Origin of the sequence: Gordonia sihwensis NBRC 108236 (assembly GCF_000333035.1) — a bacterium.
Lineage (GTDB): Bacteria > Actinomycetota > Actinomycetes > Mycobacteriales > Mycobacteriaceae > Gordonia > Gordonia sihwensis.
Window position 1 is genome coordinate 25041 of record NZ_BANU01000024.1, and the last position, 21406, is coordinate 46446.

The window sequence follows — 21406 nt, forward strand, 5'->3', positions numbered from 1 at the left end:
ACAACGGCAGTGGACGAGACAACGGCTACTTGACTCGCGCTGCCGCGGCGAACCCGGTGGTGAGGTCGGCGAGGATGTCGTCGATGCCCTCGATGCCCACGGCGAGCCGGACCAGACCCGGCGTCACACCGGCGGCCAGCTGCTCCTCCGGGGAGAGCTGGCTGTGCGTGGTGGACGCGGGGTGGATCACCAGCGAGCGGACGTCGCCGATGTTGGCGACATGGCTGTGCAGGGTCAGCGCGTTCACGAAGGCCTTGCCCGCCTCGACGCCGCCCTCGATCTCGAATCCGATGACCGCGCCGGCGCCCTTCGGCAGCAGCTTCTGCGCCCGTTCGTAGTACGGCGACGACTTGAGACCGGCGTACGAGACCGAGGTGACCTGGTCGTTGGCCTCCAAGAACTCGGCCACCTTCTGTGCATTGGAGACGTGGCGCTCCACGCGCAGGCTCAGCGTCTCGATGCCCTGAGCCAGCAGGAAGGCGTTGAACGGGGAGATGGCCGCGCCCGTGTCGCGCAGCAATTGCGTCCGCGCCTTGAGCGCGTAGGCCGGAGCCCCCAGGTCGGCGAAGACGACGCCGTTGTAACTCGGGTCCGGGGTGGTGAAGCCGGGGAACAGGTCTTCACCGTCGCGCTGGACGCGCCAGTCGAAGGTGCCGCCGTCGATGATGACGCCGCCGATCGCGGTGCCGTGGCCGCCGATGTACTTGGTGGCCGAGTGCACGACGATGTCGGCCCCGTGCTCGATGGGATTCAGCAGATACGGCGTCGCGACCGTGTTGTCGACGATCAGCGGGAGGCTGTGCGAGTGTGCGACGTCCGCCACTCCGGCGATGTCGAGGACCTGATTGTGCGGGTTCGCGATGGTCTCACCGAACAGTGCGCGGGTGTTGGGCCGGATCGCCGACGTCCACGACTCGAGATCGTCGGGATCGTCGACGAACGAGACCTCGATGCCGAACTTCGGCAGCGTGTAGTGGAAGAGATTGTATGTGCCGCCGTAGATACGGGGGCTGGAGACGACGTGTCCGCCGGCCTCGACGATGTTCTGAATCGCGTAGGTGGTGGCGGCCTGGCCGGAGGCCACCAAGAGGGCCGCGACGCCGCCGCCGAGAGCCGCGAGGCGCTGCTCGACGGTGTCCTGCGTCGGATTCATGATCCGGGTGTAGATGTTGCCCGGCTCGGCGAGCGCGAACAGGTTCGCCGCGTGGTCGGTGTTGTCGAACACGTACGACGTGGTCTGGTAGATCGGCAGTGCGCGTGTCTTGGCGGTCGCGTCGACTACCTGCCCGGCGTGCACCTGGGTGGTCTCGAAGCTCCAATTCGCGGCGTCAGACATGAGACGTCATTCTCTTTCTTCGGTCGGCGGCCCGGGGCGGGCCTCGTATGTTGGGTCCGACCCTCGGACCCGCGCTTGCTGCGGCGACTTCCGTCGCAGCCAGGTCATCACCCGGAGCACCCCACCGCGGATGGAGGGTTGCCGGTCAGCAAGCCGGGGCTGTGCGCTGACACTCATGACCTGTTGCTGAGGATATATCAACTCGATGCGGCTGTTGAAACGGCTTCACCGCCCCTGGTCGTAAATCTGTCGACTCGGTGGGCGATGTGGTAGGACCGCGCAAAAGCGGCGACCGGTGCGAGCGGTCGGTCTCGGCGCGTCGGCGCTGTGTACAAGGAGAACTGCTGCCGCACAGGGCATTCGGCGCGGATCTGCGGTGGCACGGCGGTGCTTGCACGATCGCTCGGTCGCTGAGCTGCTCATGGGATATGCTGGATAAAACAGTACGCGCGTTCTGTTTGGAGCCCGCCGCGCCGAACGACCGTCCGTATTACGTTTGAGGACGAGTGGCCGGCGGTCTACTGCTGAGGAGGGCACAGAGCCATATGGGCAAGATCAAGGTCGAGGGCACCGTCGTCGAACTCGACGGCGACGAGATGACGCGAATCATCTGGCAGTTCATCAAAGAGAAGCTGATCCACCCCTACCTCGACATCGATCTGGACTACTACGACCTCGGGATCGAGAACCGCGACGCGACCGACGATCAGGTCACCGTGGACGCCGCGCACGCGATTCAGAAGCACGGTGTCGGCGTCAAGTGCGCCACCATCACCCCCGACGAGGCCCGCGTCGAGGAATTCGGTCTCAAGAAGATGTGGCGATCGCCTAACGGCACCATTCGGAACATCCTCGGCGGCACCATCTTCCGGGCTCCGATCCTGATCTCGAACGTGCCTCGGCTGGTACCCGGCTGGACCAAGCCGGTGGTCGTCGGGCGTCACGCCTTCGGCGACCAGTACCGCGCCACCGACTTCAAGGTGCCCTCGGCGGGCACGGTCACCATCACCTACACGCCCGACGACGGAAGCGAGCCGATCGAGCACGAGATCGTCCGAATCCCCGAGTCGGGTGGCGTCGTGATGGGCATGTACAACTTCAACAAGTCGATCGAGGACTTCGCGCGGGCGTCGTTCAACTACGGACTGCAGCGCAACTATCCGGTGTACCTGTCCACCAAGAACACCATCCTCAAGGCCTACGACGGCGCGTTCAAGGACATCTTCGCCGACGTCTTCGAGCGTGAGTTCAAGGCCGAGTTCGATGCCGCGGGGCTGCACTACGAGCACCGGCTGATCGACGACATGGTCGCCTCGTCGCTCAAGTGGGAGGGCGGCTACGTCTGGGCGTGCAAGAACTACGACGGCGACGTCCAGTCGGACACCGTGGCCCAGGGCTACGGCTCGCTCGGACTGATGACCTCGGTTCTGATGACACCCGACGGCCAGACCTGTGAGGCCGAGGCCGCGCACGGCACCGTGACCCGGCACTACCGGCAGCACCAGCAGGGCAAGCCGACGTCGACCAATCCGATCGCGTCGATCTTCGCCTGGACGCGTGGTCTGGACCACCGCGGCAAGCTCGACAACACCCCCGAGGTGCGCGAGTTCGCGGAGAAGCTCGAGGACGTCGTCATCAAGACCGTCGAGTCGGGGAAGATGACCAAGGACCTGGCACTGCTGGTCGGCGGCGACCAGGCGTACCTCACCACCGAGGAGTTCCTGGGCGCCCTCGACGACAATCTGCAGGCCGCGCTGCGGTAGTCCTCTCCTCCGGGTGTCGGAGGTCACCGCGGTCTGTGGAATGGCGCTCGGTGTGCGGGTGTTGCGCATCGGGTGGACACCGAGACTCAGGACGTGGCGGCATCGTGCGACGGCGAGCATCCGGCTCGGCGGGTAGGCTGGGTGGTCGGAGCACTCGCGCTCGGCGGGTTCGGCATCGGAACCACCGAGTTCGTCGCGATGGGGCTGCTGCCGAACATCGCGTCGAGCCTCGGCGTCAGTGAGCCGACCGCCGGGCACCTGATCTCCGCCTATGCGCTGGGCGTGGTGGTGGGCGCTCCGCTGATCGCGGTGCTCGCGGCCCGGGTGTCGCGACGGACGCTGTTGATCGCACTCATGGTGGCGTTCACTCTCGGCAATGCGCTGAGTCTGGTGGCGCAGAACTATCCGACGCTGATGGCCGCACGCTTCGTCGCCGGGCTGCCGCACGGGGCGTATTTCGGCGTGGCCTCGTTGGTCGCCGCCCACCTCGCCGGCCCCGGCCGCCGTGCGCAGGCGGTGGGGCAGGTGATGATGGGACTGTCGGTGGCCAACGTCCTCGGGGTGCCGGCGGCCACCTGGCTGGGCCAGGCGCTCGGGTGGCGCGCCGCCCTCGCCCTCGTCGTGGTGATCGGTGCTGTGACGGTGCTCGCGCTGTGGCGCGTGGTGCCCGATCTGCGGTCGATGCGCACCACCGATCCCGCCACTGAACTCGGCGGACTCCGCCACGGGCAGATCTGGCTGACGCTGCTGGTCGGCGTGGTGGGATTCGGCGGCTTCTTCGCCTTCTACACGTATCTGAACACCGCGCTCACCTCGCTGGGCGGACTGTCGGAGGCCGCGGTGCCGATCGCGCTGATGCTGTTCGGCGCGGGAATGGTGAGCGGCAATTACCTCGGCGGCCGTCTCGCCGACCGCCTGGGCGACAAGGCCATCGCCATCGGCATGGCGAGCGCAGCGTCGGCGCTGGTGCTGTTCGCGCTCCTGGTGTCCACCGGGTGGCCGGCCGTGATCATGACCTTCTTCGTCGGCTGTTCCGGATCGGCCGCCATCCCCGGGCTGCAGACGCGACTGATGGACGTCGCGCACGATGCGCAGACGATCGCGGCCGCGCTCAACCATTCGGCGCTGAACGTCGCCAACGCTCTCGGCGCATGGGTCGGCGGGCTGGTGATCGCCCACGGTCTCGGTTACCGGGCACCGTCACTGGTCGGTGCGGTCCTCGCGGTGGGCGGCGTGCTGGTGCTCGCGGCGGCGGTGGCGGCTGCGCGGCGGTCCGGCGAGGAGATGCCGCAGCGGGAGGTCGCGGTTCCGGTCGGAGACGAGCCCGTGGGCGATGTCCGAAGCGGTCGCTAGGGTGGTCCCGTGACCACACCGTTCTCCATCACCACGATCAACGTCAACGGGATCCGTGCCGCTGTGAAGCAGCGCTCGGACGACAATCCGGGCATGCTCCCGTGGCTCGAGGACGCCGCACCCGACGTGGTGCTGATGCAAGAGGTGAGGGCAGGCGACGCGATCGCTCGCAAGGCGCTGCAGCCCGCGCTGGATGCCGGGTGGCACTTCGTGCACACGGAATCGTCGGTCAAGGGCCGCGCAGGCGTCGGGATCCTGTCTCGCCGCGCACCCTCGCAGGTGCGGGTCGGTTTCGGCAGCGACGAGTTCGACACGGCGGGACGCTATATCGAGGCGGACTTCGACTTCGGCGGTGAGACGGTGACCGCGGCGAGCCTGTATCTGCCGACGGGGGCGGCGCCGACCGAGCAGGAGAAGGACATCGAGAAGTACGAGGAGAAGCGGCGCTTCCTCGAAGCGTTCCGGCCCTACCTCGACAAACTGCTCGGCACCGGGGGACTGGCGGTGGTGGCGGGCGACTGGAACATCGCGCCCGACGAGCGTGACATCAAGAACTGGAAGGGCAATCTCAAGAACGCGGGTTTCCTCCCGCACGAGCGGGCATGGGTCGCCGGGCTGCTGGAGGCCGGCTGGGTGGACGTGGCGCGCGAGCATCACGGCGACGTCGCTGGGCCGTACGCGTGGTGGTCGTGGCGGGGCAAGGCGTTCGACAACGACGCCGGCTGGCGTATCGACTACCACCTCGCGACGCCGGCATTGGCTGCACGAGCGCAACGGACGTGGGTTGATCGAGCCGGCGCGTACAACCTTCGGTGGTCCGATCACGCCCCGGTGACCGCGGTATTCGGCTGAGCGGTCCGCGGCCTCCGGGGCGCATCCGTCAGCTGGCCGATTTGCTTCCGCTGCCGATGCCGCCGATCACGCCGCCGACCAGTCCGGCCACCACCTCGCTGATGATGTCCTGGGTGGACCCGGAACTGGACAGATCGCCGCTGACGCTGCCGATCGCCTCGCCGGGAGACATCGGGCGAGTCAGGAAGCACGCGGTGAGACCGGGGAAGTCGCCTTCGACCCCGACAGTTCCGGTGACGGCGATGCCGCCGCTGGTGACCGGGAAGCCGGGAAACTTCGACAGCGGCATGTCGTAGGTGAACGACGCCGTGACGGGATGGCTCGAGGTCACCGACCAGCCCGTGTTCGAGACCTTCCAGCCGGTACCGGACGCAGTCACCGGAACCGCCTCTTCTTTGAGGCCGGTGAGGAAGTGGTACGCCCTCACCTTCGCCGTCGGCTTCCCGAATCCGGCGGGCGGGGTGTCGGTGATCGAGTTGACGTACGGATTGCCGGCACCGGAGGTGCCGACGTCGATCGTGTAGGTCACCTTCGCGAGCGCACCGGCGGTCTGGGTCACCGACTTGGAGTAGTTATGCGTCGCTAGGGTGGCCTTCTTGGTGGTGCGGCTGGCCGACGAGCAGGTCGCGGCGTCGGCGCCACCTGCCGCGCCGACGGAGGCGGCGGTGAGGCCACCGCAGATCAGGGCGGCTGCGGTGACGAGAGAAGTCGTGCGGGACAAGGGGATTCGCTTCATGCGGGACCACCGTTCAGAGAGAATCATCAGTGACTGCGCCGAGGGCGCTTCGGTGCGATCCTGGCACGCACGCAGCCGAGGAGCCGATTCGCGGCGCGGGCGATGGCACGAATCCGAGGTCGGACTTCATCCCTCTCATGTCGAGAAACCGACGACGGGCCCGCTCCCATGGAGCGGACCCGTCGCCTATGTGTCGGTGTCGGTGTCGGTGGAGGTCAGTCGTCCTGTCCGCCGACGGCGCCGCCGATGATGGCCGGAATCATGTCGGTGAGCGAGCCGGTGCTCGAGAGCTGACCCTCCGAGGAGCCCAGGCCTGCCGAGTCCAGGCTGCCGGTGATCGCCTCGCCGGCGTTGGGTGCGCGCACCGTGGTGCAGGCGGTCAGGTTCGGCATCTGCTTCGAACCGATCGACCAATCCGGCGTTCCTCGCACGGCGGCACCGCCGCTGGTGAGCTGCTTTCCGACTCGAACGCTGCTGGGGAGCTGGTAAGTGAAGCTCGCCGTGTATGCCTGACCAGCGAAGATTGCCCACCCGGTGTGGCTGATCCGCCAGCTGGCGTTGTCTTTGGTGACGTCGCCGGGTGCGACGGCCCGTTCCTGGATGAGTTTGTCGAACGCACCGCCGCCGCCGAGAATGCCGCCGAGCAGGGTGAACGCCTTGACCTTGACCGTCGGCTTCACATCACGTAGTTCCGCCGGCGGGGTGTCCCAGACGCCCTGCACGTACGGGTTACCTGCGCCGGTTGTGCTGACGGAGATCGAATAGGTAATCGATGCACCCTGGCCGACCTCAGCGGGTGCCGACTTCTGGAAGATGTACTTGATGCTGGGAATGATGGCGTCGCTGACAGTCTCGGTCGACTCCGACTTGCAGGTGGCGGCCGAGGCGCCGCCGACGGCACCGGTGACCGCCGGGGCAGCGGTGAGTCCGGCGCCCGCGACGGCGGCGGCAGCAGCGACGATCGCGCCGCGCTTGACGAGGGACAGCTTCATGGGGGCTCCGTTGTTCGGAAGGGATTGACCAGGAGGGAGAGGCCGGTGCGGTGACCGGTTGAAGCCTGAAGCTAACAGTGGTGGTGACCACGTGACGATCCAATGACCGGACATGTCACATATGGCGACACGATTTCGGTGTTTCGTCGGCCGATCGACCGGCGCGGAAGCCGGTCCGCGACCGTCGGAAACTCGATTGTCCGGGTCTGAAACAATTGAGGTCATGACATCGCCTGTATCGCGGCCCGCACCGCGCCGCCGCGTCCTGTCCGGAATCCAGCCGACCAGCGACTCGTTCCACCTCGGGAACTACCTCGGCGCGGTACGGCAGTGGGTGCAGTTGCAGGACGAGTTCGACGAGGCCTTCTACTTCATCCCGGACATGCATGCGATCACGGTTCCGCAGGACCCGAAGGTGCTGCGGGAGCGCACCCGACGCAGCGTCGCACAATTGTTGGCGGTCGGCGTCGACCCGAAGCGCGCGACCATCTACGTGCAGTCGCACGTTCCGGAGATCGCGCAGCTGACCTGGGTGCTGTCGTGTCTCACCGGGTTCGGCGAGGCCAGCCGGATGACGCAGTTCAAGGACAAGTCGGCGAAGTCGGGAACCGATGCTGCCGGCGTAGGCCTGTTCACCTATCCGATCCTGATGGCGGCCGACATCCTCGCCTTCCAGGTCGACAGTGTTCCGGTGGGCGAGGACCAGCGGCAGCATCTGGAACTGACGCGCGACCTCGCCCAGCGCTTCAACAAGCGATACGGCAAGACGCTGACGGTGCCGAAGCCGTACATCGTCGAAGAGTTCGCCAAGATCTACGACCTCCAGAACCCGACGGCGAAGATGAGCAAATCGGCCGACTCCGACTCGGGTCTGATCTCTCTGCTCGATGAACCGAAGCGGTCGGCCAAGAAGATCCGCTCGGCCGTCACCGACAATGACAGGGTCGTCGCCTTCGACCGCGAGAACAAACCGGGCGTCTCCAACCTCCTCACCATTCAAGCGGCGCTGACCGGGCGTGCGATGGACGAAATCGTCGCGTCGTACGAGGGCAAGGGATACGGTGAGCTGAAAGTCGATACCGCCGACATCCTCACGGAGTTCGTCACGCCGTTGCGCGGTCGCGTCGAAGAGATCCTGGCCGATCGGGCTCACCTGGACGGCATCCTCGCCGACGGAGCCGCACGCGCTCGGGAGATCGCGTCGGACACCGTCGCCGCCGTCTACGACAAGGTCGGATTCCTGCTGCCCGGCTGATCACCGGGTAGGGTCCGAGCGACGACGCCGCGGGGAGTGACGTGGCCGAGACGAAGGGGAGCATGGACCGCATCAAGGAGATCATCGCCCGGCTGAAGGCGCTGTACGACGCGTCGATCGACCGGTGGGGCCTGCTGCGCCACGTCGTCGCGACGCTCGACCGGTACAACGAGCGTCGCGGAAATGCCTACGCCGCGGCGATCAGCTTCATCGGCATCCTGGCTCTCGTCCCGATCCTGATGGTGTCGTTCGCCACCGCAGCCTTCGTGCTGGTCTGGAATCCCGCGCTGCTGACCGATATCACCGATGCGATCGTCGAACACGTGCCCGGCGAGCTCGGGGATCAGCTGAACTCGGTGATCGACTCCGCCATCGCCTCGCGCCGCACGGTCGGTGTGATCGGTCTGGTGACCGCGGCGCTGACCGGTATCGGCTGGATGACGTTGATGCGCAACGGTCTCACGGAGATGTGGGGCGGGCGCGTCAAGAACAACGCGATTCTCGGCAAACTGTACGACCTCGGCACGTTCGTGGCGCTGGGACTGCTGTTCCTCGTCACCATCGGACTGAACATCGTGTCCACCGGGCCGCTGGGCTCGCAGATCACCGACTATCTGGGTCTGCCCGACAACTGGCTCATGACTTTCCTGCTGCGCGCGGCGTCGGTGATCGTCGGGGTGGCCGCCACCTGGGTGCTGTTCATCGTGGTTCTCGCGTGGATGCCGCGCTGCACCGTGTCGGCACGTGCGATCCTGTGGCCGGCCCTCGGCACGGCGGTCGTGTTCGAGATCCTGAAATCGGTGAGCAGCCTGTATCTGCAGAAGGTGTTGGGGAGCCCGGCGGGCACCGCGTTCGGGCCGATCATCGGTGTGATGGTCTTCGCCTATCTCGCTTCCCGGATCGTGCTCTACGCGGCCGCCTGGAGCGCCGCCGACCCGAACAACGAGCGGTTCCTGATCGTCGACGAGCTCGAGCACCCGGAGGAGCCGGAAGCCGAACCCGTGGTCCTGGCGCCGGTGTATGAGGCGGAGCCGGAGAAGCAGGCGCGCCGTCTGATCGCCGCGGCCGGGATAGGCGCCGCGGCGGCGGGGCTGGCCGGCTGGCTCGGCCGTCACGACCGCTGAGTCAGCGCCGTGATCGCTTCCGCCACAGGACCGCCGCGGCGGTGAGACACACGGCGGCGAAGGCCACGAGCCCTGCCGTCCAGACCGAGGCGGGCGAGGGATCGTCGTGGCCCGGCTCGGCGGTCGTGGCAGCGGCCGATGGCGGATCGGCGACGTCGAGTGTTCCGACGGAGGTGTCGGGCGGGGCCGCGAACCCGTAGTCGAACATCCGCTCAGCCTGCTGCGAGTACATGTTGTCGGCTTCGTTGAGCCCGTACATCTGAGTCACGATCACCCTGCGGCCGTCGCGCTCGGCGGCGCCGACGAAGGTCTTCAGGGCGTCGTCGGTGTACCCGGTCTTGCCGCCGAGCATGCCGGGCCAGCCGTCGCGGAGCAGGGTGTTCGACGTGTGCATCGTCCATGCCGGATGGTCGACGTCGCCGGGAACGTCCGGCCGTTTCGGATAGCCGGGGAAGGTGAAGGTCCTCAGTGCGACGATCTGACGGAACACCGGATTCCGCATCGCCTCTCGGAAGATCACCGCCAGATCGAACGGCGAGGTCGACATCCCCGGTGCGTCCAGGCCCGACGGGCTGGCCGCACGGGTGTCGTCGGCGCCCAAGTGGGCGGCCTTCGCGTTCATCTTCGCCAGCGCCGCGTCATGCCCGCCGAGACGCCCGGCCAGCGCGGAGGCGCAGTCGTTGCCGGAGACGACCAGCAGGCCGGTGAGCAGGTCGCGCACCGTGTAGCGGCCGCCCGGGCCCATCCCGCAGGAGTCGCCCTCCATCGACCAGTCCGCGGGCGTCGGTTCCACAGACGAGTCGAGGTCGAGTTCGTCGAGGACGACGAGCGCGAGCAGGACCTTGATGGTCGACGCCGGGCGGTACCGGCCGTGCGGATCCTTCGCGGCGATCACTCGACCCGAGTCGAGGTCGGCGATCAGCCAGCCGGAGGAGTTGAGACGGTCGGGCAGCGGGCCCGCCGCGGGGTCGGCGACTACGCCGCATCCGCCGAGCGCGTCACCGCCGACTGGCCGCTGGGGCACCGGCAGCGGCGAGGGCGAGGGGACGCCGGGAGCGACCGCTTCGGATTCGTCGACCGCGGGCGGCGGATCGGTGCGATGCGGGCATGCGTCGGTGTTCGGGGTGGTCATCGGCACCGGAGGAGTGACCGCCACGGCCGGATCGGCCGACGAGGGCGGTGCGCACAGCGCCGCGACGACGCCGAACGCGGCGACCGTCGCCGCGGCGCGCTTCAAGACGGACATGCTCATGACGAGCGTCACCCTACAGGGCGGTCGTCGGGCGGTCCGCGCTCGGCGTCCGGGTGCGGGTGGTTTCGACTCGCTCCGCTCGGCGTCCGGGTGCGGGTGGTTTCGACTCGCTTCGCTCGCTCAACCAGCCTGGGGGAGCGTTCGACAGTCCCAGGCCTTCTCCAGGCCAGTTGAGCGAGCGAACTCCAGGCCAGTTGAGCGAGCGAAGCGAGTCGAAACAAACGCCACCCAGGCCAGTTGAGCGAGCGAAGCGAGTCGAAACAAGCGCTGCCCGCGGCGCAGACGACGAGGCCCCCGGAAGTAACCGGGGGCCTCGTCGGGGCTGCAGAGAAAGGTCTGCTTCTAGCGGGCGAACATCAGGGCGCGCTTGACTTCCTGGATCGCCTGCGTCACCTGGATGCCGCGGGGGCATGCGTCGGTGCAGTTGAAGGTGGTGCGGCAGCGCCACACACCGTCGACGTCGTTGAGGATGTCGAGACGCTCGGCGGCGCCCTCGTCACGGCTGTCGAAGATGAACCGGTGAGCGTTCACGATCGCGGCCGGTCCGAAGTACGATCCCTCGTTCCAGAACACCGGGCAGCTCGTGGTGCAGCACGCACACAGGATGCACTTGGTGGTGTCGTCGAACCGGGCGCGGTCGGCCTGGCTCTGGATCCGCTCGTACGTCGGCTCGTTGCCCGAGGTGATCAGGAACGGCTTGATGGCGCGGTACGCGTCGAAGAACGGCTCCATGTCGACCACGAGGTCCTTCTCCACCGGGAGGCCCTTGATGGGCTCGATGGTGATGGTGATCTCCTTGGACGAGTCCTTCGGCAGCAGATCCTTCATGAGGAGCTTGCAGGCCAGCCGGTTGACGCCGTTGATCCGCATCGCGTCCGAACCGCAGACGCCGTGGGCGCAGCTGCGGCGGAAGGTCAGCGAGCCGTCCAGGTAACCCTTGACGTACAGGAGCAGGTTGAGCAGGCGGTCGGTCGGCAGCGCCGGGACACGGAAGCTCTCGAAGCCCTGGGCGTCCGGGTTCTCCGGGTTGAACCGGTAGATCTTCAGCGTGACCATCGTCGCCTCGGCCGGAACCGGAGGCAGCGGGGGCTCATTGGTCGCCGGGGTGGATTCGAGTGTGGCAGTCATCAGTACTTACGCTCCATCGGCTCGTAGCGGGTCTGAACGACGGGCTTGTAGTCGAGCTCGATGTCGGCGAGCAGGCCGTCGCCCTTCTTGTACGCCATGGTGTGCACCAGGTAGTTCTCGTCGTCGCGCTTCGGGAAGTCCTCGCGGGCGTGACCGCCGCGCGACTCCTTGCGGTTGAGCGCACCGGCGACGGTGACCTCGGCCAGTTCGAGCAGGAAGCCCAGCTCGACGGCCTCGAGCAGATCGCTGTTGAAGCGCTTGCCCTTGTCGTGGACGCGGATGTGGTTGTACCGCTCCTTGAGTGCGCGGACATCGGCGAGCGCCTTGTTCAGGGTCTCGTCGGTGCGGAACACGGACGCGTTGTTGTCCATGGTCTGCTGCAGTTCGGTGCGGATGTCGGCCACGCGCTCGTTGCCGTGCTCGGACAGCAGGCCGGCGAGCCAGCCGTCGACCATCGCCGTCGGGTTCTCCACCTGCTCGGTGAAGTCGGTGGAGTTGGCGTACTCGGCAGCGGCGATTCCGGCGCGGCGACCGAAGACGTTGATGTCGAGGAGCGAGTTGGTGCCCAGGCGGTTCGCGCCGTGGACCGACACGCAGGCGCACTCGCCGGCGGCGAACAGACCGTGAACGATCTGCTCGTTGTTCGCGAGCACCTGGCCGCGGACGTTGGTCGGGATGCCGCCCATCACGTAGTGGCAGGTGGGGTACACCGGGACCAACTCGGTGACCGGGTCCACGCCCAGGTAGGTGCGCGAGAACTCGGTGATGTCCGGGAGCTTCTCGTTGAGCACGTCCTCGCCCAGGTGACGCACGTCGATGTAGACGTAGTCCTTGTTGGGTCCGGCGCCGCGGCCTTCGAGCACCTCGAGCACCATCGACCGGGCGACGATGTCACGCGGGGCGAGGTCCTTGATCGTGGGTGCGTACCGCTCCATGAAGCGTTCGCCGTCGGCGTTGCGGAGGATGCCGCCCTCGCCTCGGACCGCCTCGGAGATCAGGATGCCCAGACCGGCCAGACCCGTCGGATGGAACTGGTGGAACTCCATGTCCTCCAGCGGCAGGCCCTTGCGGAAGATGATGCCCATGCCGTCGCCGGTGAGCGTGTGCGCATTGGACGTGGTCTTGTACATGCGACCCGAACCGCCGGTGGCGAAGACGATCGACTTGGCGTGGAAGACGTGGATCTCGCCGGTGGCCAACTCGTACGCGACGACACCGTTGGCGACGGGCTCGCCGTTCTCGTCGGTCGTCATGTTGACGTCCAGAGCGTAGAACTCGTTGAAGAACTCGACGTCGTGCTTGACGCAGTTCTGGTACAGGGTCTGAAGGATCATGTGACCGGTGCGGTCCGCGGCGTAGCAGGCGCGGCGGACCGGCGCCTTGCCGTGGTCGCGGGTGTGACCGCCGAAGCGGCGCTGGTCGATGCGGCCCTCGGGGGTGCGGTTGAACGGCAGACCCATCTTCTCCAGGTCGAGCACCGCGTCGATGGCCTCCTTGGCCATGATCTCAGCGGCGTCCTGGTCGACGATGTAGTCGCCGCCCTTGACCGTGTCGAAGGTGTGCCACTCCCAGTTGTCCTCTTCGACGTTGGCCAGAGCGGCGCACATGCCGCCCTGTGCCGCGCCGGTGTGCGAGCGGGTGGGGTAGAGCTTGGTCAGGACTGCGGTGCGGGCCCGCGGTGCGGCCTCGATGGCAGCGCGCATACCGGCGCCGCCGGCGCCGACGATGACCACGTCATAGCGGTGTTCCTGCATGGGTTTCTAGTTCTCCTTAGCTGGCGCTGCCGAAGGTGAGGATCGCGTAGGTGCCCAGCACGAGGATCAGGATCATCGACAGGGCGAGCAAGGTGTTCAGCCAGAAGCGGGTGGAGTCCTTGCGCGAGTAGTCGGCGATCACCGTGCGGACGCCGTTGCCGCCGTGCAGCTGCGCGAGCCAGAGCATGAAAAGATCCCAGACCTGCCAGAACGGCGACTTCCAGCGGTCTGCGACGAACGACGCGTCGATGCGGTGCACGCCGCTGTCCCACATGAGCATGATGAACATGTGGCCGAACGTCAGGACGATGAGGGCCAGGCCCGAGAAACGCATGAACAGCCACGCGTTCTTCTCGAAGTTGCCGCGGCTGCGGATGCGCGGGGCACCCGGCGCGTCCAGGCTGGCGGGGCGGTCGTAGGCGGTGCCGAGGGTCTTTGCTTCAGTCATTGTTTCTCAGCTCCCTTAAAGCGCGTGCGTGATCAGGATCTGCAGCATGCGCACGGCAGCCGCGATGAACACGATCGCGAAGACGGTGAGGATGGCCCACAGCATCTGGCGCTGGTACTTGGCGCCCTTCGACCAGAAGTCGACGAGGATGACGCGCAGACCGTTGAGGGCGTGGTAGAGCACGCAGAAGACGAGACCGATCTCCATGAGGCCGATGATCGGTGTCTTGTAGGTGTCGATGATCTCGGTGTACGTGTTCTCGTTGACCCGGATGACGGCGGTGTCGAGCACGTGCACGAAGAGGAAGAAGAAGATGGACACGCCGGTGATGCGGTGCAACACCCACGACCACATGCCTGGGTCACCTCTGTAGAGAGAGCGCTTGCGCACCGGTGCCGGTGCAACCTCTGTGGGGGTGCTCATCGCGAAACTACGCCTCCGTTGTCGTGGACTTGGGGTGGGACCGCAAGCGCACGCGTAGGTCGCTGCAAGACCCAATGCTCCTGACTTTAAACCTAAGCTGAGTGTTGTCGTAAATTGCCGGAGCAATGTGACCAAGGTCCACCGATTTAATTAGGTGTGCCTTACCTACGGTGATTTGTGTGGAGAGGGGATCAATTGACTGCGGGAATCGACTTCGATTCATTGCGAAACGCGGCGTCGACGGCGATGACCAGGGCATACGCCCCCTACTCCGGCTTTGCGGTCGGTGCGGCGGGAATCACACTCAGCGGCCAGATCATCACCGGAAGCAATGTGGAGAATGTCTCATACGGCTTAGGGCTCTGCGCCGAGGTGTCGATGGTCGCGGCGGGCATTTCTCTCGGTCGTATGGACGCCGATCGCGCCTCGCGCGAACGACTGATAGCGGTGAGCGTCTGTGACGCGCGCGGCAGCGTGCTGACCCCGTGCGGCCGCTGCCGACAGGTGCTCCTGGAGTTCGGCGGCGAGGAGCTTCTCGTCGACTCGGCCGCGGGGCCTCGGCCGCTGCGGGAACTGCTGCCGGACGCCTTCGGCCCGGGCCACCTGGAGGCGATCCGGTGACCGCATCGCTCGAGCCGGTCGACGCGATCCTGGCCAAGAAGGACGGCCGCGAACTGACCGGTGAGCAGATCCGCGGGATGATCGCCGGATTCACCGCGGGCGACGTGGCTCCGGAGCAGATGTCGGCGCTGCTGATGGCGATCGTCCTGCGCGGGATGACCCGTCGCGAGATCGGAGACTGGACCGCCGCGATGATCGACTCCGGCATCACGATGGACTTCTCGGACCTGCGGCGCGGCGGCCGGCGGGTGCCGACCGTCGACAAGCACTCCACCGGCGGCGTGGGCGACAAGATCACGCTGCCGCTCACGCCGCTGGTCGCGTCGTACGGAGTCGCGGTGCCGCAGTTGTCCGGCCGCGGGCTCGGTCACACCGGCGGCACCCTCGACAAGCTCGAGTGCATACCGGGATGGCGGGCCGAGGTGTCCGTGGACGCGATGCGCAGTCAACTGGGCAGGGTCGGTGCGGTGATCTGCGCGGCGACCGCCGACCTCGCGCCCGCCGACCGCAAGCTGTACGCACTGCGCGACGTGACCGGGACCGTCGCGTCGATCCCGCTGATCGCCAGCAGCATCATGAGCAAGAAGATCGCGGAGGGCACGCAGTCGCTGGTGCTCGACGTCAAGGTGGGCTCCGGCGCGTTCATGAAGGACATGGCCGACGCGCGGGAGCTCGCCGAGACGATGGTGGCGCTCGGTGCGGACGCGGGCGTGCGTACCAGCGCCCTCCTGACCGACATGGCGACGCCGCTGGGCCGCACCGCGGGCAACGCCGTCGAAGTCGCCGAGTCCCTGGAAGTGCTGGCCGGCGGCGGTCCCGCGGACGTGGTGGAACTGACGGCGGCGCTGGCGTCGGAGATGCTCGACGCCTCCGGGATGCACGACGTGGATCCGCTCCGCAACCTCGCGAACGGCAAGGCGATGGACACCTGGCGCTCGATGATCGAGGCGCAGGGCGGAGATCCGGATGCCCCGTTGCCCGCGCCGCGCTGCACCCACGAGGTGATCGCCGACCGCGACGGCCGATTGGCGAGGCTCGACGCGCTGGCCGTGGGGCAGGCGGCCTGGCTGCTCGGTGCCGGGCGCAGCAGGCCCGGTCAGGCCGTGTCGGCGACCGCCGGCGTCGTGTGGCACGCCGCCATCGGCGACCAGGTGCGCCGCGGGCAGCCGCTGCTCACCCTTCACACCGACGACGAGACACGCATCGAGGGTGCGCTGGCCGCCCTCGACGGCGGGGTCGATGTGCGCGTCGAGCCCGTGTCCCGGCCCGCTTCACGCATTCTCGACCGGGTCCCGGCCGCCGGGTGAATCGACGAGCGGCGACTGGCTTTCGGCGCTACGTTGGATCGCATGGTCGACAAGCGGATTCGCATCGGATACCAGATTCCCAACTTCACCTACCCCGACCCGCTCGAGCCGGAGAACGCCGGACCGGTCGCGGACATCTTCCCGACCGTTGCGGCGCAGGCGCGGGAGGCCGAGCGCTCCGGCTTCGACACCGTCTTCGTGATGGATCACTTCTACCAACTGCCGGGACTGGGCGCGCCGAGCGAGCCGATGCTGGAGGCGTACACCACGCTCGGTGCGCTGTCGGGTGCGACATCCGAGATCAAGCTGTCGGCGCTCGTCACGGGCAACACATATCGCAATCCGGCGATGCTGGCCAAGACCGTCACCACCCTCGACGTGGTCAGCGGCGGCCGGGCGGTGTGCGCGATCGGCGCGGGTTGGTTCCAGCTCGAGCACGATCAGATGGGTTTTGAATTCGGGACCTTCACCGATCGGTTCGAGCGGCTGTCGGAATCGCTCGAGATCCTCTCGCCGATGCTGCGCGGCGGGCGGCCGGAGCTGACCGGCAAGTGGTACTCGGCGCACGACACGCTCAACCAGCCTCGGTTGCGCGACGACCTGCCGATCATGCTCGGCGGCGGCGGGGAGAAGAAGACCTTCGGTCTGGCCGCGCGCTACGCCGACCACCTCAACGTCATCTGCAACGCCTCCGAACTGCCGCGCAAGATGGACGCGCTCGCGGCACGGTGCGAGGAGGCCGGACGCGATCGCGACACCCTGGAGACCAGCTTCCTGAGCTTCGTGATCATGGACGCGGACGGCGACCGTGCCCGGAGCCTGGCGCACGACTACCTCCGCAAGACCGGCGTGGACCCGGAAGTGATCGACGACGAGACCTACGCGCGCGCCACCGACCGGATGTTCATCGGTACTCCGGACGACGTCGCCGACCAGTTGCAGCGGCGGGTACTCGACCAGGGGATCGACGGGCTGGTGATCAACATGGTCCCGAACGGGCATCTGCCCGGGAAGGTGGCTGAGGCCGGGGCGATGCTGACGGCGCTGCTGAACTGAGCGGTCGCGCTCATCGCGCGCGGCCGCCGGATCGGCGCTACCGTCGAGGCCATGGTCACTTCCGCCACGATCACCGTCGAAGAATGCCGGTTGGCGCCGAAGGTGCTGCTGCACGATCACCTGGACGGGGGACTGCGCCCGGCCACCGTCGTCGACCTCGCTCGCAGGGGCGGCTACGACCGCTTGCCCGCCGATGACGCCGACGAGCTGGCGGAGTGGTTCGCCACCGCCGCTGACAGCGGATCGCTGGAGCGCTACCTGGAGACGTTCGCGCACACCGTCGCCGTGATGCAGACCGCCGACGCCCTCGAGCGGGTGGCCCGCGAATGCGTGGAGGATCTGCACGCCGACGGTGTGGTGTACGCCGAAGTGCGGTTCGCTCCCGAGCTCCATCTGGAGCAGGGACTGTCCCTCGACGAAGTGGTGGAGGCGGTGCTGCGCGGCTTCGCGGCGGGGGAGGCCGCGGCGTCGTCGGGAGGAGGCCAGCCGATCATCGTCCGATGCCTCGTGACGGCGATGCGGCACGCGGCGCGTTCTCGCGAGATCGCCGAACTCGCGGTCCGCTTCCGTGGCCGCGGTGTGGTCGGGTTCGACATCGCGGGCGCCGAGGCCGGGAATCCGCCGAGCCGACATCTCGACGCCTTCGAGTACCTGCGCGGCGAGTGCTCGCACTTCACCATCCACGCCGGCGAGGCGTTCGGGCTACCGTCGATCCACGAGGCGGTCGCGTTCTGCGGCACCGACCGGCTCGGCCACGGGGTGCGGGTGATGGACGACGTGGTGCTCCCGCCCGGCTCCCGGCCGACCGACTCATCCTTCGACGGCGCGAAGCTGGGCCAAGTCGCCGACTACGTCCGCGACAAGCGGATTCCGCTGGAACTGTGCCCGAGCAGCAATGTGCAGACCGGTGCCGTCGCGTCGCTGACGGATCACCCTTTCAACATCCTCGCGAAACTGCGGTTCCGGGTGACGGTGAACACCGACAACCGCCTCATGAGCAACACGTCCATGAGCCGTGAGTTCATGGTCCTGCATCGTCAGTTCGGCTACGGGTGGGCCGATTTCGAGCGGTTCACCGTCAACGCGATGAAGTCGGCGTTCCTCCCGTTCGACCAGCGTCTGCGCCTGATCGACGACGTGATCAAGCCCGGGTTCGAGGTGCTGATGGGCTGAGCGGGGTGGGGTGGGGTGGGTTTCGACTCGCTTCGCTCGCTCAACTGGCCTATTAGGAGGGGAGGCTCGCTCAACTGGCCTAGGAGGCTAGGAGGGAGGCTCGCTCAACTGGCCTAGGAGGGAGGCTCGCTCAACTGGCCTAGGAGGGAGGCTCGCTCAACTGGCCTAGGCGGGCGTAGAGGCGTGCTCGCGTTACTGGCCGTGGGGCGGGGCGGCGGCTAACCCCGCCGTACCAGGCGGTCCTCGAAGTCGTGGACCAGCGCGCGCCACACCTCGGCCTCGTTGTCGAACGGGCCCGACGGGGCGAGCCGCTTCGGGTCGGGATTGATGGCGTAGTCGACGAACCAGCCGAGCGGCGTGGTGGTGGCCAGCGCCTCGTTGACCGTGTCGATGCCCGCGTAGTCGGCGGCGTCGGTGAGCAGTTCGACGGCCAGATCGAGCTGGCGGCTGTCGATCCGGCGCGGGCCGTCCAGGATGTCCTCGCCGATGCCCTGGAGCGCGTAGACGTTCTCGGGGAGGACGTCGTACTCGATCTCGTTGGTGTCGGCGGCGGCCTGCACGTCATTGAAGGTCGACAGCTTCGCCAGATCGTGGTCGTCGTTGTCGGCCAGGAAGCGAGTGAGCGCCCGTTGCGATCCGAAACCGTAGATGGTGCCCTTACGGCCCAGGAACACCGGATCGTCGCCGAGGTAGCAGCGCAGGGTCAGGAACTCGCCGGCGTCGGTGTAGATGCGGATGGGATCGATCCCGACGCCGGCCCAGAAATCGTCCTCGTCGATCTCGTCTTCCTCGTCGTCGTCCTGCTCGTCATCGTCGTCGGCGTCGTCGAGGACCACTTCTTCGGCATCGAAGTCGGGCTCGTCCTCGTCCTCGGCGGAGGCCGCCGCGGCCAACTCGTCCTCGGCGATCGTCACCGCGTCGGCGTCGACCTTCGGCACGGTGATGACCGCATCGAGAGCGTCGATCACATCGTCCCAGTGCTTGGCGATGAGACGCCCGATGCGGACCCAGAGGTCGACGCCGTCGCGGCCCTCGAAGTTGTTGGTGCCGACCGTGACGGCGCCCAGGATCGGGTTGCCCGTGAAGAACTTGGTGACCGGGGCCAGTTCGCAGACCTCGCCGATGATGCGGACGATCTCCAGCGCGTCCTCGAGCTCGCCGAGGACCTCCGGTCGCGGGTCCTCGGCGGCCAGCTCGGGGACGCCGATGAGGTCGTAGCTGTGCCGGTCGTCGGGGACCAGCTCGGCCGCCTGCACCTTCTTGATCGTCTCCCACGCGGGGTGATCGACGAGGTCGTTGTCGTCGTCTGTGCGCACGAAGGCGACGAGTTCGGCGACGCCGGGCAACGCGTACAGGTCGTCTTCCAGACCCAGGAACGCTTCCCACTCGTCATCGCCCTCGCGCCACCGCGGAGCCCACAGTGTGAAGAGGTTGCCTTCGGTCAGTCCGAGTTCGATGGGAACGATGTCACCGGCCATGGTCACTGAGCCTAATCAAGAACTCGTTCGCGTGCTGCACGGGGCCGGTCGACGTCGTGAATTCGGGTCAGTGGCCGGTCATGGCTGGACCGTTCTCGTCCGTCATCGCACCCGGCGGAGTCATCATCTCGCTGGTGGCCGGCGGCGCCATCGTCGGCGACATGGGTGCCATCTGCGAGGACATCGGCGGTGACATGGGCGTCTGGGACATCGGCGGGGACATCGGGGTCTGAGACATGGGTGCGGGGGACATCTGCGAGGACATGGTCGACGGGGTGGTCGGAGTCTTGTCGTTGTCGTCGCCGCACGCCGAGAGCACTGCGACCAGGGCGGCGGCGCCCGCGAGCGTGACCACGGCGGTGCGACGGGTGGAGGTGGAGATCATCGGAGTTCCTTTCGTCGACGGGGTGGCCGGCTCGGCCGCCCTCGCTGATGATTCGTCGCCGAGACGGCCGAGTATTGGTTTCGATCGAAATCGGCAGTGACACCAATCCGTGACGCATCGGGTGTCGAATGGTTGGTGTGGACCACACGAATCAGTCTGTCGTGACCGGCACGGTGTCGTTCGACGACCTCCTCGAAGCGGTCGGCGAAGGCGACCGCGACGCCTTCGACGTACTCTTCGACGAACTCGGCCCGCGCACGTTGGCGCTGGCTCGACGCGTGGTCGGCAGCAGCGCCCGCGGCGAGGAGGTGCTGCAGGACGCGTGGCTGCAGGTATGGCGCACCGCAGGCGCCTACGACCGCGGCCGCGGCAGCGCGCGGGCCTGGATCACCACGCTCGTCCACCGCCGCGCCGTCGACACCGTGCGCCACGACGTGGCCGAACACCGGCGTGACGAGCGGTTCGAGGCCGCGCGCGTCCCGGACTTCGACTCGGTCAGCGACGACGTGGTGGCGCGTGACGAACGGATCCGGGTGCGGGCCTGCCTGGACACGCTGACCGTCAAACAGCGCGAGGCGATCGACCGCGCCTACTTCGGCGGACTGACGTACTCGGAGGTCGCGGCGGCCCTCGCGCTGAGTCCGGCCACGGTCAAGACACGTATCCGTGACGGGCTGCAACGGCTCCGGACCTGCATGGGAGGACGGTGACCATGAGCGATCCACGATCGGGAAGCACCCGCGACCACCCGCGTGATCTGCTGCCCCTGCACGCGCTCGACGCGCTCGACGAACTCGACAGGCGCCGGGTGGAGGCGCATCTGCAGACGTGCCCCGAATGTGCGGCCGCATGGGCCGCCTGGCAGGAGACCGCGGCAGATCTGAGCACCGACGCGGACCCGGTACCGCCGCCGGTGCGGGCCGCGCTCATGCGCGCCGTGGACGGTGAGGCGTCCGCCGCGCCGTCCGCC

Annotated in this window: 22 protein-coding genes and 1 riboswitch; of the genes, 13 read left to right on the plus strand and 9 right to left on the minus strand. The window is 67.4% G+C overall.

Translation table 11 applies throughout. From position 1 onward, the window contains the following. Nucleotides 1–25: 25 nt before the first annotated feature. Nucleotides 26–1336: a bifunctional o-acetylhomoserine/o-acetylserine sulfhydrylase gene (locus GSI01S_RS13945; RefSeq protein ID WP_006897231.1), complete on the minus strand. Its 1311-nt coding sequence runs from the start codon at nt 1334–1336 to the stop codon at nt 26–28. A 66-nt stretch (nt 1337–1402) separates the two neighbouring features. Further along, nucleotides 1403–1517, minus strand: a riboswitch (SAM riboswitch). Nucleotides 1518–1881: 364 nt separating this feature from the next. Here GSI01S_RS13945 and GSI01S_RS13950 point away from each other — a divergent pair. The 3 genes from GSI01S_RS13950 to GSI01S_RS13960 all read left to right on the plus strand — a co-directional run bounded on the left by GSI01S_RS13950 (nt 1882) and on the right by GSI01S_RS13960 (nt 5304). Continuing rightward, nucleotides 1882–3099 (plus strand): NADP-dependent isocitrate dehydrogenase, encoded by a 1218-nt coding sequence (locus GSI01S_RS13950; RefSeq protein WP_006897232.1) that lies wholly within the window; start codon nt 1882–1884, stop codon nt 3097–3099. A gap of 93 nt (nt 3100–3192) precedes the next feature. Beyond that, on the plus strand, nt 3193–4452 hold the full coding sequence (locus GSI01S_RS13955; protein ID WP_231650279.1) for an MFS transporter: 1260 nt from the start codon (nt 3193–3195) through the stop codon (nt 4450–4452). Nucleotides 4453–4461: 9 nt separating this feature from the next. Next, a complete protein-coding gene (locus GSI01S_RS13960) occupies nt 4462–5304 on the plus strand; it encodes an exodeoxyribonuclease III (protein ID WP_006897234.1) in 843 nt (280 codons plus the stop codon). A 28-nt stretch (nt 5305–5332) separates the two neighbouring features. Here GSI01S_RS13960 and GSI01S_RS13965 read toward each other — a convergent pair whose 3' ends face one another. Together GSI01S_RS13965 and GSI01S_RS13970 are read right to left on the minus strand one after the other, a co-directional pair. Further along, nucleotides 5333–6040 (minus strand): hypothetical protein, encoded by a 708-nt coding sequence (locus GSI01S_RS13965; RefSeq protein ID WP_006897235.1) that lies wholly within the window; start codon nt 6038–6040, stop codon nt 5333–5335. A 215-nt stretch (nt 6041–6255) separates the two neighbouring features. Next, nucleotides 6256–7032 (minus strand): hypothetical protein, encoded by a 777-nt coding sequence (locus GSI01S_RS13970; protein WP_006897236.1) that lies wholly within the window; start codon nt 7030–7032, stop codon nt 6256–6258. A gap of 223 nt (nt 7033–7255) precedes the next feature. Here GSI01S_RS13970 and trpS point away from each other — a divergent pair, with 223 nt between their 5' ends. Both trpS and GSI01S_RS13980 read left to right on the plus strand, forming a co-directional pair. After that, nucleotides 7256–8287 carry a tryptophan--tRNA ligase gene (trpS, locus tag GSI01S_RS13975; RefSeq protein WP_006897237.1) on the plus strand — a complete coding sequence of 344 codons (1032 nt, stop codon included), beginning with the start codon at nt 7256–7258 and terminating at the stop codon, nt 8285–8287. Nucleotides 8288–8349: 62 nt separating this feature from the next. Then, complete coding sequence (locus GSI01S_RS13980; RefSeq protein ID WP_006897238.1) at nt 8350–9411, plus strand: YhjD/YihY/BrkB family envelope integrity protein; 1062 nt, start codon at nt 8350–8352, stop codon at nt 9409–9411. Nucleotide 9412: 1 nt separating this feature from the next. On the opposite strand, the gene GSI01S_RS13985 is transcribed toward GSI01S_RS13980, so the two are convergent. The 5 genes from GSI01S_RS13985 to sdhC all read right to left on the minus strand — a co-directional run bounded on the left by GSI01S_RS13985 (nt 9413) and on the right by sdhC (nt 14416). Beyond that, the gene (locus tag GSI01S_RS13985; RefSeq protein ID WP_006897239.1) at nt 9413–10663 is read right to left on the minus strand and encodes a D-alanyl-D-alanine carboxypeptidase family protein; all 1251 of its coding nucleotides are present in this window, start codon (nt 10661–10663) and stop codon (nt 9413–9415) included. A 342-nt stretch (nt 10664–11005) separates the two neighbouring features. Next, on the minus strand, nt 11006–11791 hold the full coding sequence (locus tag GSI01S_RS13990) for a succinate dehydrogenase iron-sulfur subunit (protein ID WP_006897240.1): 786 nt from the start codon (nt 11789–11791) through the stop codon (nt 11006–11008). Continuing rightward, nucleotides 11791–13545 carry a succinate dehydrogenase flavoprotein subunit gene (sdhA, locus tag GSI01S_RS13995; protein WP_006897241.1) on the minus strand — a complete coding sequence of 585 codons (1755 nt, stop codon included), beginning with the start codon at nt 13543–13545 and terminating at the stop codon, nt 11791–11793. The genes GSI01S_RS13990 and sdhA overlap by 1 nt, the downstream gene beginning before the upstream one ends. Nucleotides 13546–13561: 16 nt before the next feature. After that, nucleotides 13562–13993, minus strand: a complete 432-nt coding sequence (locus GSI01S_RS14000) for a succinate dehydrogenase hydrophobic membrane anchor subunit (protein WP_006897242.1) — start codon at nt 13991–13993, stop codon at nt 13562–13564. A 15-nt stretch (nt 13994–14008) separates the two neighbouring features. Then, on the minus strand, nt 14009–14416 hold the full coding sequence (sdhC, locus tag GSI01S_RS14005; protein WP_006897243.1) for a succinate dehydrogenase, cytochrome b556 subunit: 408 nt from the start codon (nt 14414–14416) through the stop codon (nt 14009–14011). Nucleotides 14417–14611: 195 nt separating this feature from the next. Between sdhC and GSI01S_RS14010 the strand changes: the two genes are divergently transcribed. Genes GSI01S_RS14010 through GSI01S_RS14025 form a run of 4 tightly spaced genes read left to right on the plus strand, consistent with a single transcriptional unit; the run spans nt 14612 to nt 18573 of the window. After that, complete coding sequence (locus tag GSI01S_RS14010; protein ID WP_006897244.1) at nt 14612–15037, plus strand: cytidine deaminase; 426 nt, start codon at nt 14612–14614, stop codon at nt 15035–15037. After that, nucleotides 15034–16344 carry a thymidine phosphorylase gene (locus GSI01S_RS14015; RefSeq protein WP_006897245.1) on the plus strand — a complete coding sequence of 437 codons (1311 nt, stop codon included), beginning with the start codon at nt 15034–15036 and terminating at the stop codon, nt 16342–16344. Before GSI01S_RS14010 ends, GSI01S_RS14015 begins: the two co-directional genes overlap by 4 nt. Before the next feature lie 42 nt (nt 16345–16386). Continuing rightward, nucleotides 16387–17400, plus strand: a complete 1014-nt coding sequence (locus GSI01S_RS14020) for an LLM class F420-dependent oxidoreductase (protein ID WP_006897246.1) — start codon at nt 16387–16389, stop codon at nt 17398–17400. 51 nt (nt 17401–17451) lie between these two features. Then, on the plus strand, nt 17452–18573 hold the full coding sequence (locus GSI01S_RS14025) for an adenosine deaminase (protein WP_006897247.1): 1122 nt from the start codon (nt 17452–17454) through the stop codon (nt 18571–18573). Nucleotides 18574–18791: 218 nt separating this feature from the next. Here GSI01S_RS14025 and GSI01S_RS14030 read toward each other — a convergent pair whose 3' ends face one another. Then, complete coding sequence (locus GSI01S_RS14030; protein ID WP_006897248.1) at nt 18792–20051, minus strand: SatS C-terminal domain-containing protein; 1260 nt, start codon at nt 20049–20051, stop codon at nt 18792–18794. Nucleotides 20052–20131: 80 nt separating this feature from the next. Here GSI01S_RS14030 and GSI01S_RS20165 point away from each other — a divergent pair, with 80 nt between their 5' ends. The 4 genes from GSI01S_RS20165 to GSI01S_RS14045 form a co-directional block, all read left to right on the plus strand. After that, a complete protein-coding gene (locus GSI01S_RS20165) occupies nt 20132–20284 on the plus strand; it encodes a hypothetical protein (RefSeq protein WP_156479425.1) in 153 nt (50 codons plus the stop codon). Nucleotides 20285–20287: 3 nt separating this feature from the next. After that, nucleotides 20288–20536, plus strand: coding sequence for a hypothetical protein (locus GSI01S_RS14035; protein ID WP_039867731.1), 249 nt, complete (start codon nt 20288–20290; stop codon nt 20534–20536). A gap of 61 nt (nt 20537–20597) precedes the next feature. Then, nucleotides 20598–21146: a sigma-70 family RNA polymerase sigma factor gene (locus GSI01S_RS14040; RefSeq protein WP_039867736.1), complete on the plus strand. Its 549-nt coding sequence runs from the start codon at nt 20598–20600 to the stop codon at nt 21144–21146. Between the two features lie 2 nt (nt 21147–21148). Then, on the plus strand, nt 21149–21406 hold a 258-nt coding region (locus tag GSI01S_RS14045), incomplete at its 3' end, for a zf-HC2 domain-containing protein (protein WP_006897251.1).

Excerpts from the sequence above, each read along its gene's own strand:
- GSI01S_RS14035 (WP_039867731.1), top strand. The coding sequence starts at position 20,288 with ATGGGTGCGGGGGACATCTGCGAGGACATGGTCGACGGGGTGGTCGGA.
- GSI01S_RS14025 (WP_006897247.1), top strand. The coding sequence starts at position 17,452 with ATGGTCACTTCCGCCACGATCACCGTCGAAGAATGCCGGTTGGCGCCG.
- trpS (WP_006897237.1), top strand. The coding sequence starts at position 7,256 with ATGACATCGCCTGTATCGCGGCCCGCACCGCGCCGCCGCGTCCTGTCC.
- GSI01S_RS13985 (WP_006897239.1), bottom strand. The coding sequence starts at position 10,663 with ATGAGCATGTCCGTCTTGAAGCGCGCCGCGGCGACGGTCGCCGCGTTC.
- GSI01S_RS14030 (WP_006897248.1), bottom strand. The coding sequence starts at position 20,051 with ATGGCCGGTGACATCGTTCCCATCGAACTCGGACTGACCGAAGGCAAC.
- sdhC (WP_006897243.1), bottom strand. The coding sequence starts at position 14,416 with ATGAGCACCCCCACAGAGGTTGCACCGGCACCGGTGCGCAAGCGCTCT.
- GSI01S_RS14020 (WP_006897246.1), top strand. The coding sequence starts at position 16,387 with ATGGTCGACAAGCGGATTCGCATCGGATACCAGATTCCCAACTTCACC.
- GSI01S_RS13980 (WP_006897238.1), top strand. The coding sequence starts at position 8,350 with ATGGACCGCATCAAGGAGATCATCGCCCGGCTGAAGGCGCTGTACGAC.
- GSI01S_RS14000 (WP_006897242.1), bottom strand. The coding sequence starts at position 13,993 with ATGACTGAAGCAAAGACCCTCGGCACCGCCTACGACCGCCCCGCCAGC.
- GSI01S_RS13990 (WP_006897240.1), bottom strand. The coding sequence starts at position 11,791 with ATGACTGCCACACTCGAATCCACCCCGGCGACCAATGAGCCCCCGCTG.
- GSI01S_RS13950 (WP_006897232.1), top strand. The coding sequence starts at position 1,882 with ATGGGCAAGATCAAGGTCGAGGGCACCGTCGTCGAACTCGACGGCGAC.
- GSI01S_RS20165 (WP_156479425.1), top strand. The coding sequence starts at position 20,132 with ATGGCTGGACCGTTCTCGTCCGTCATCGCACCCGGCGGAGTCATCATC.
- GSI01S_RS13965 (WP_006897235.1), bottom strand. The coding sequence starts at position 6,040 with ATGAAGCGAATCCCCTTGTCCCGCACGACTTCTCTCGTCACCGCAGCC.
- GSI01S_RS13945 (WP_006897231.1), bottom strand. The coding sequence starts at position 1,336 with ATGTCTGACGCCGCGAATTGGAGCTTCGAGACCACCCAGGTGCACGCC.
- GSI01S_RS13970 (WP_006897236.1), bottom strand. The coding sequence starts at position 7,032 with ATGAAGCTGTCCCTCGTCAAGCGCGGCGCGATCGTCGCTGCTGCCGCC.
- sdhA (WP_006897241.1), bottom strand. The coding sequence starts at position 13,545 with ATGCAGGAACACCGCTATGACGTGGTCATCGTCGGCGCCGGCGGCGCC.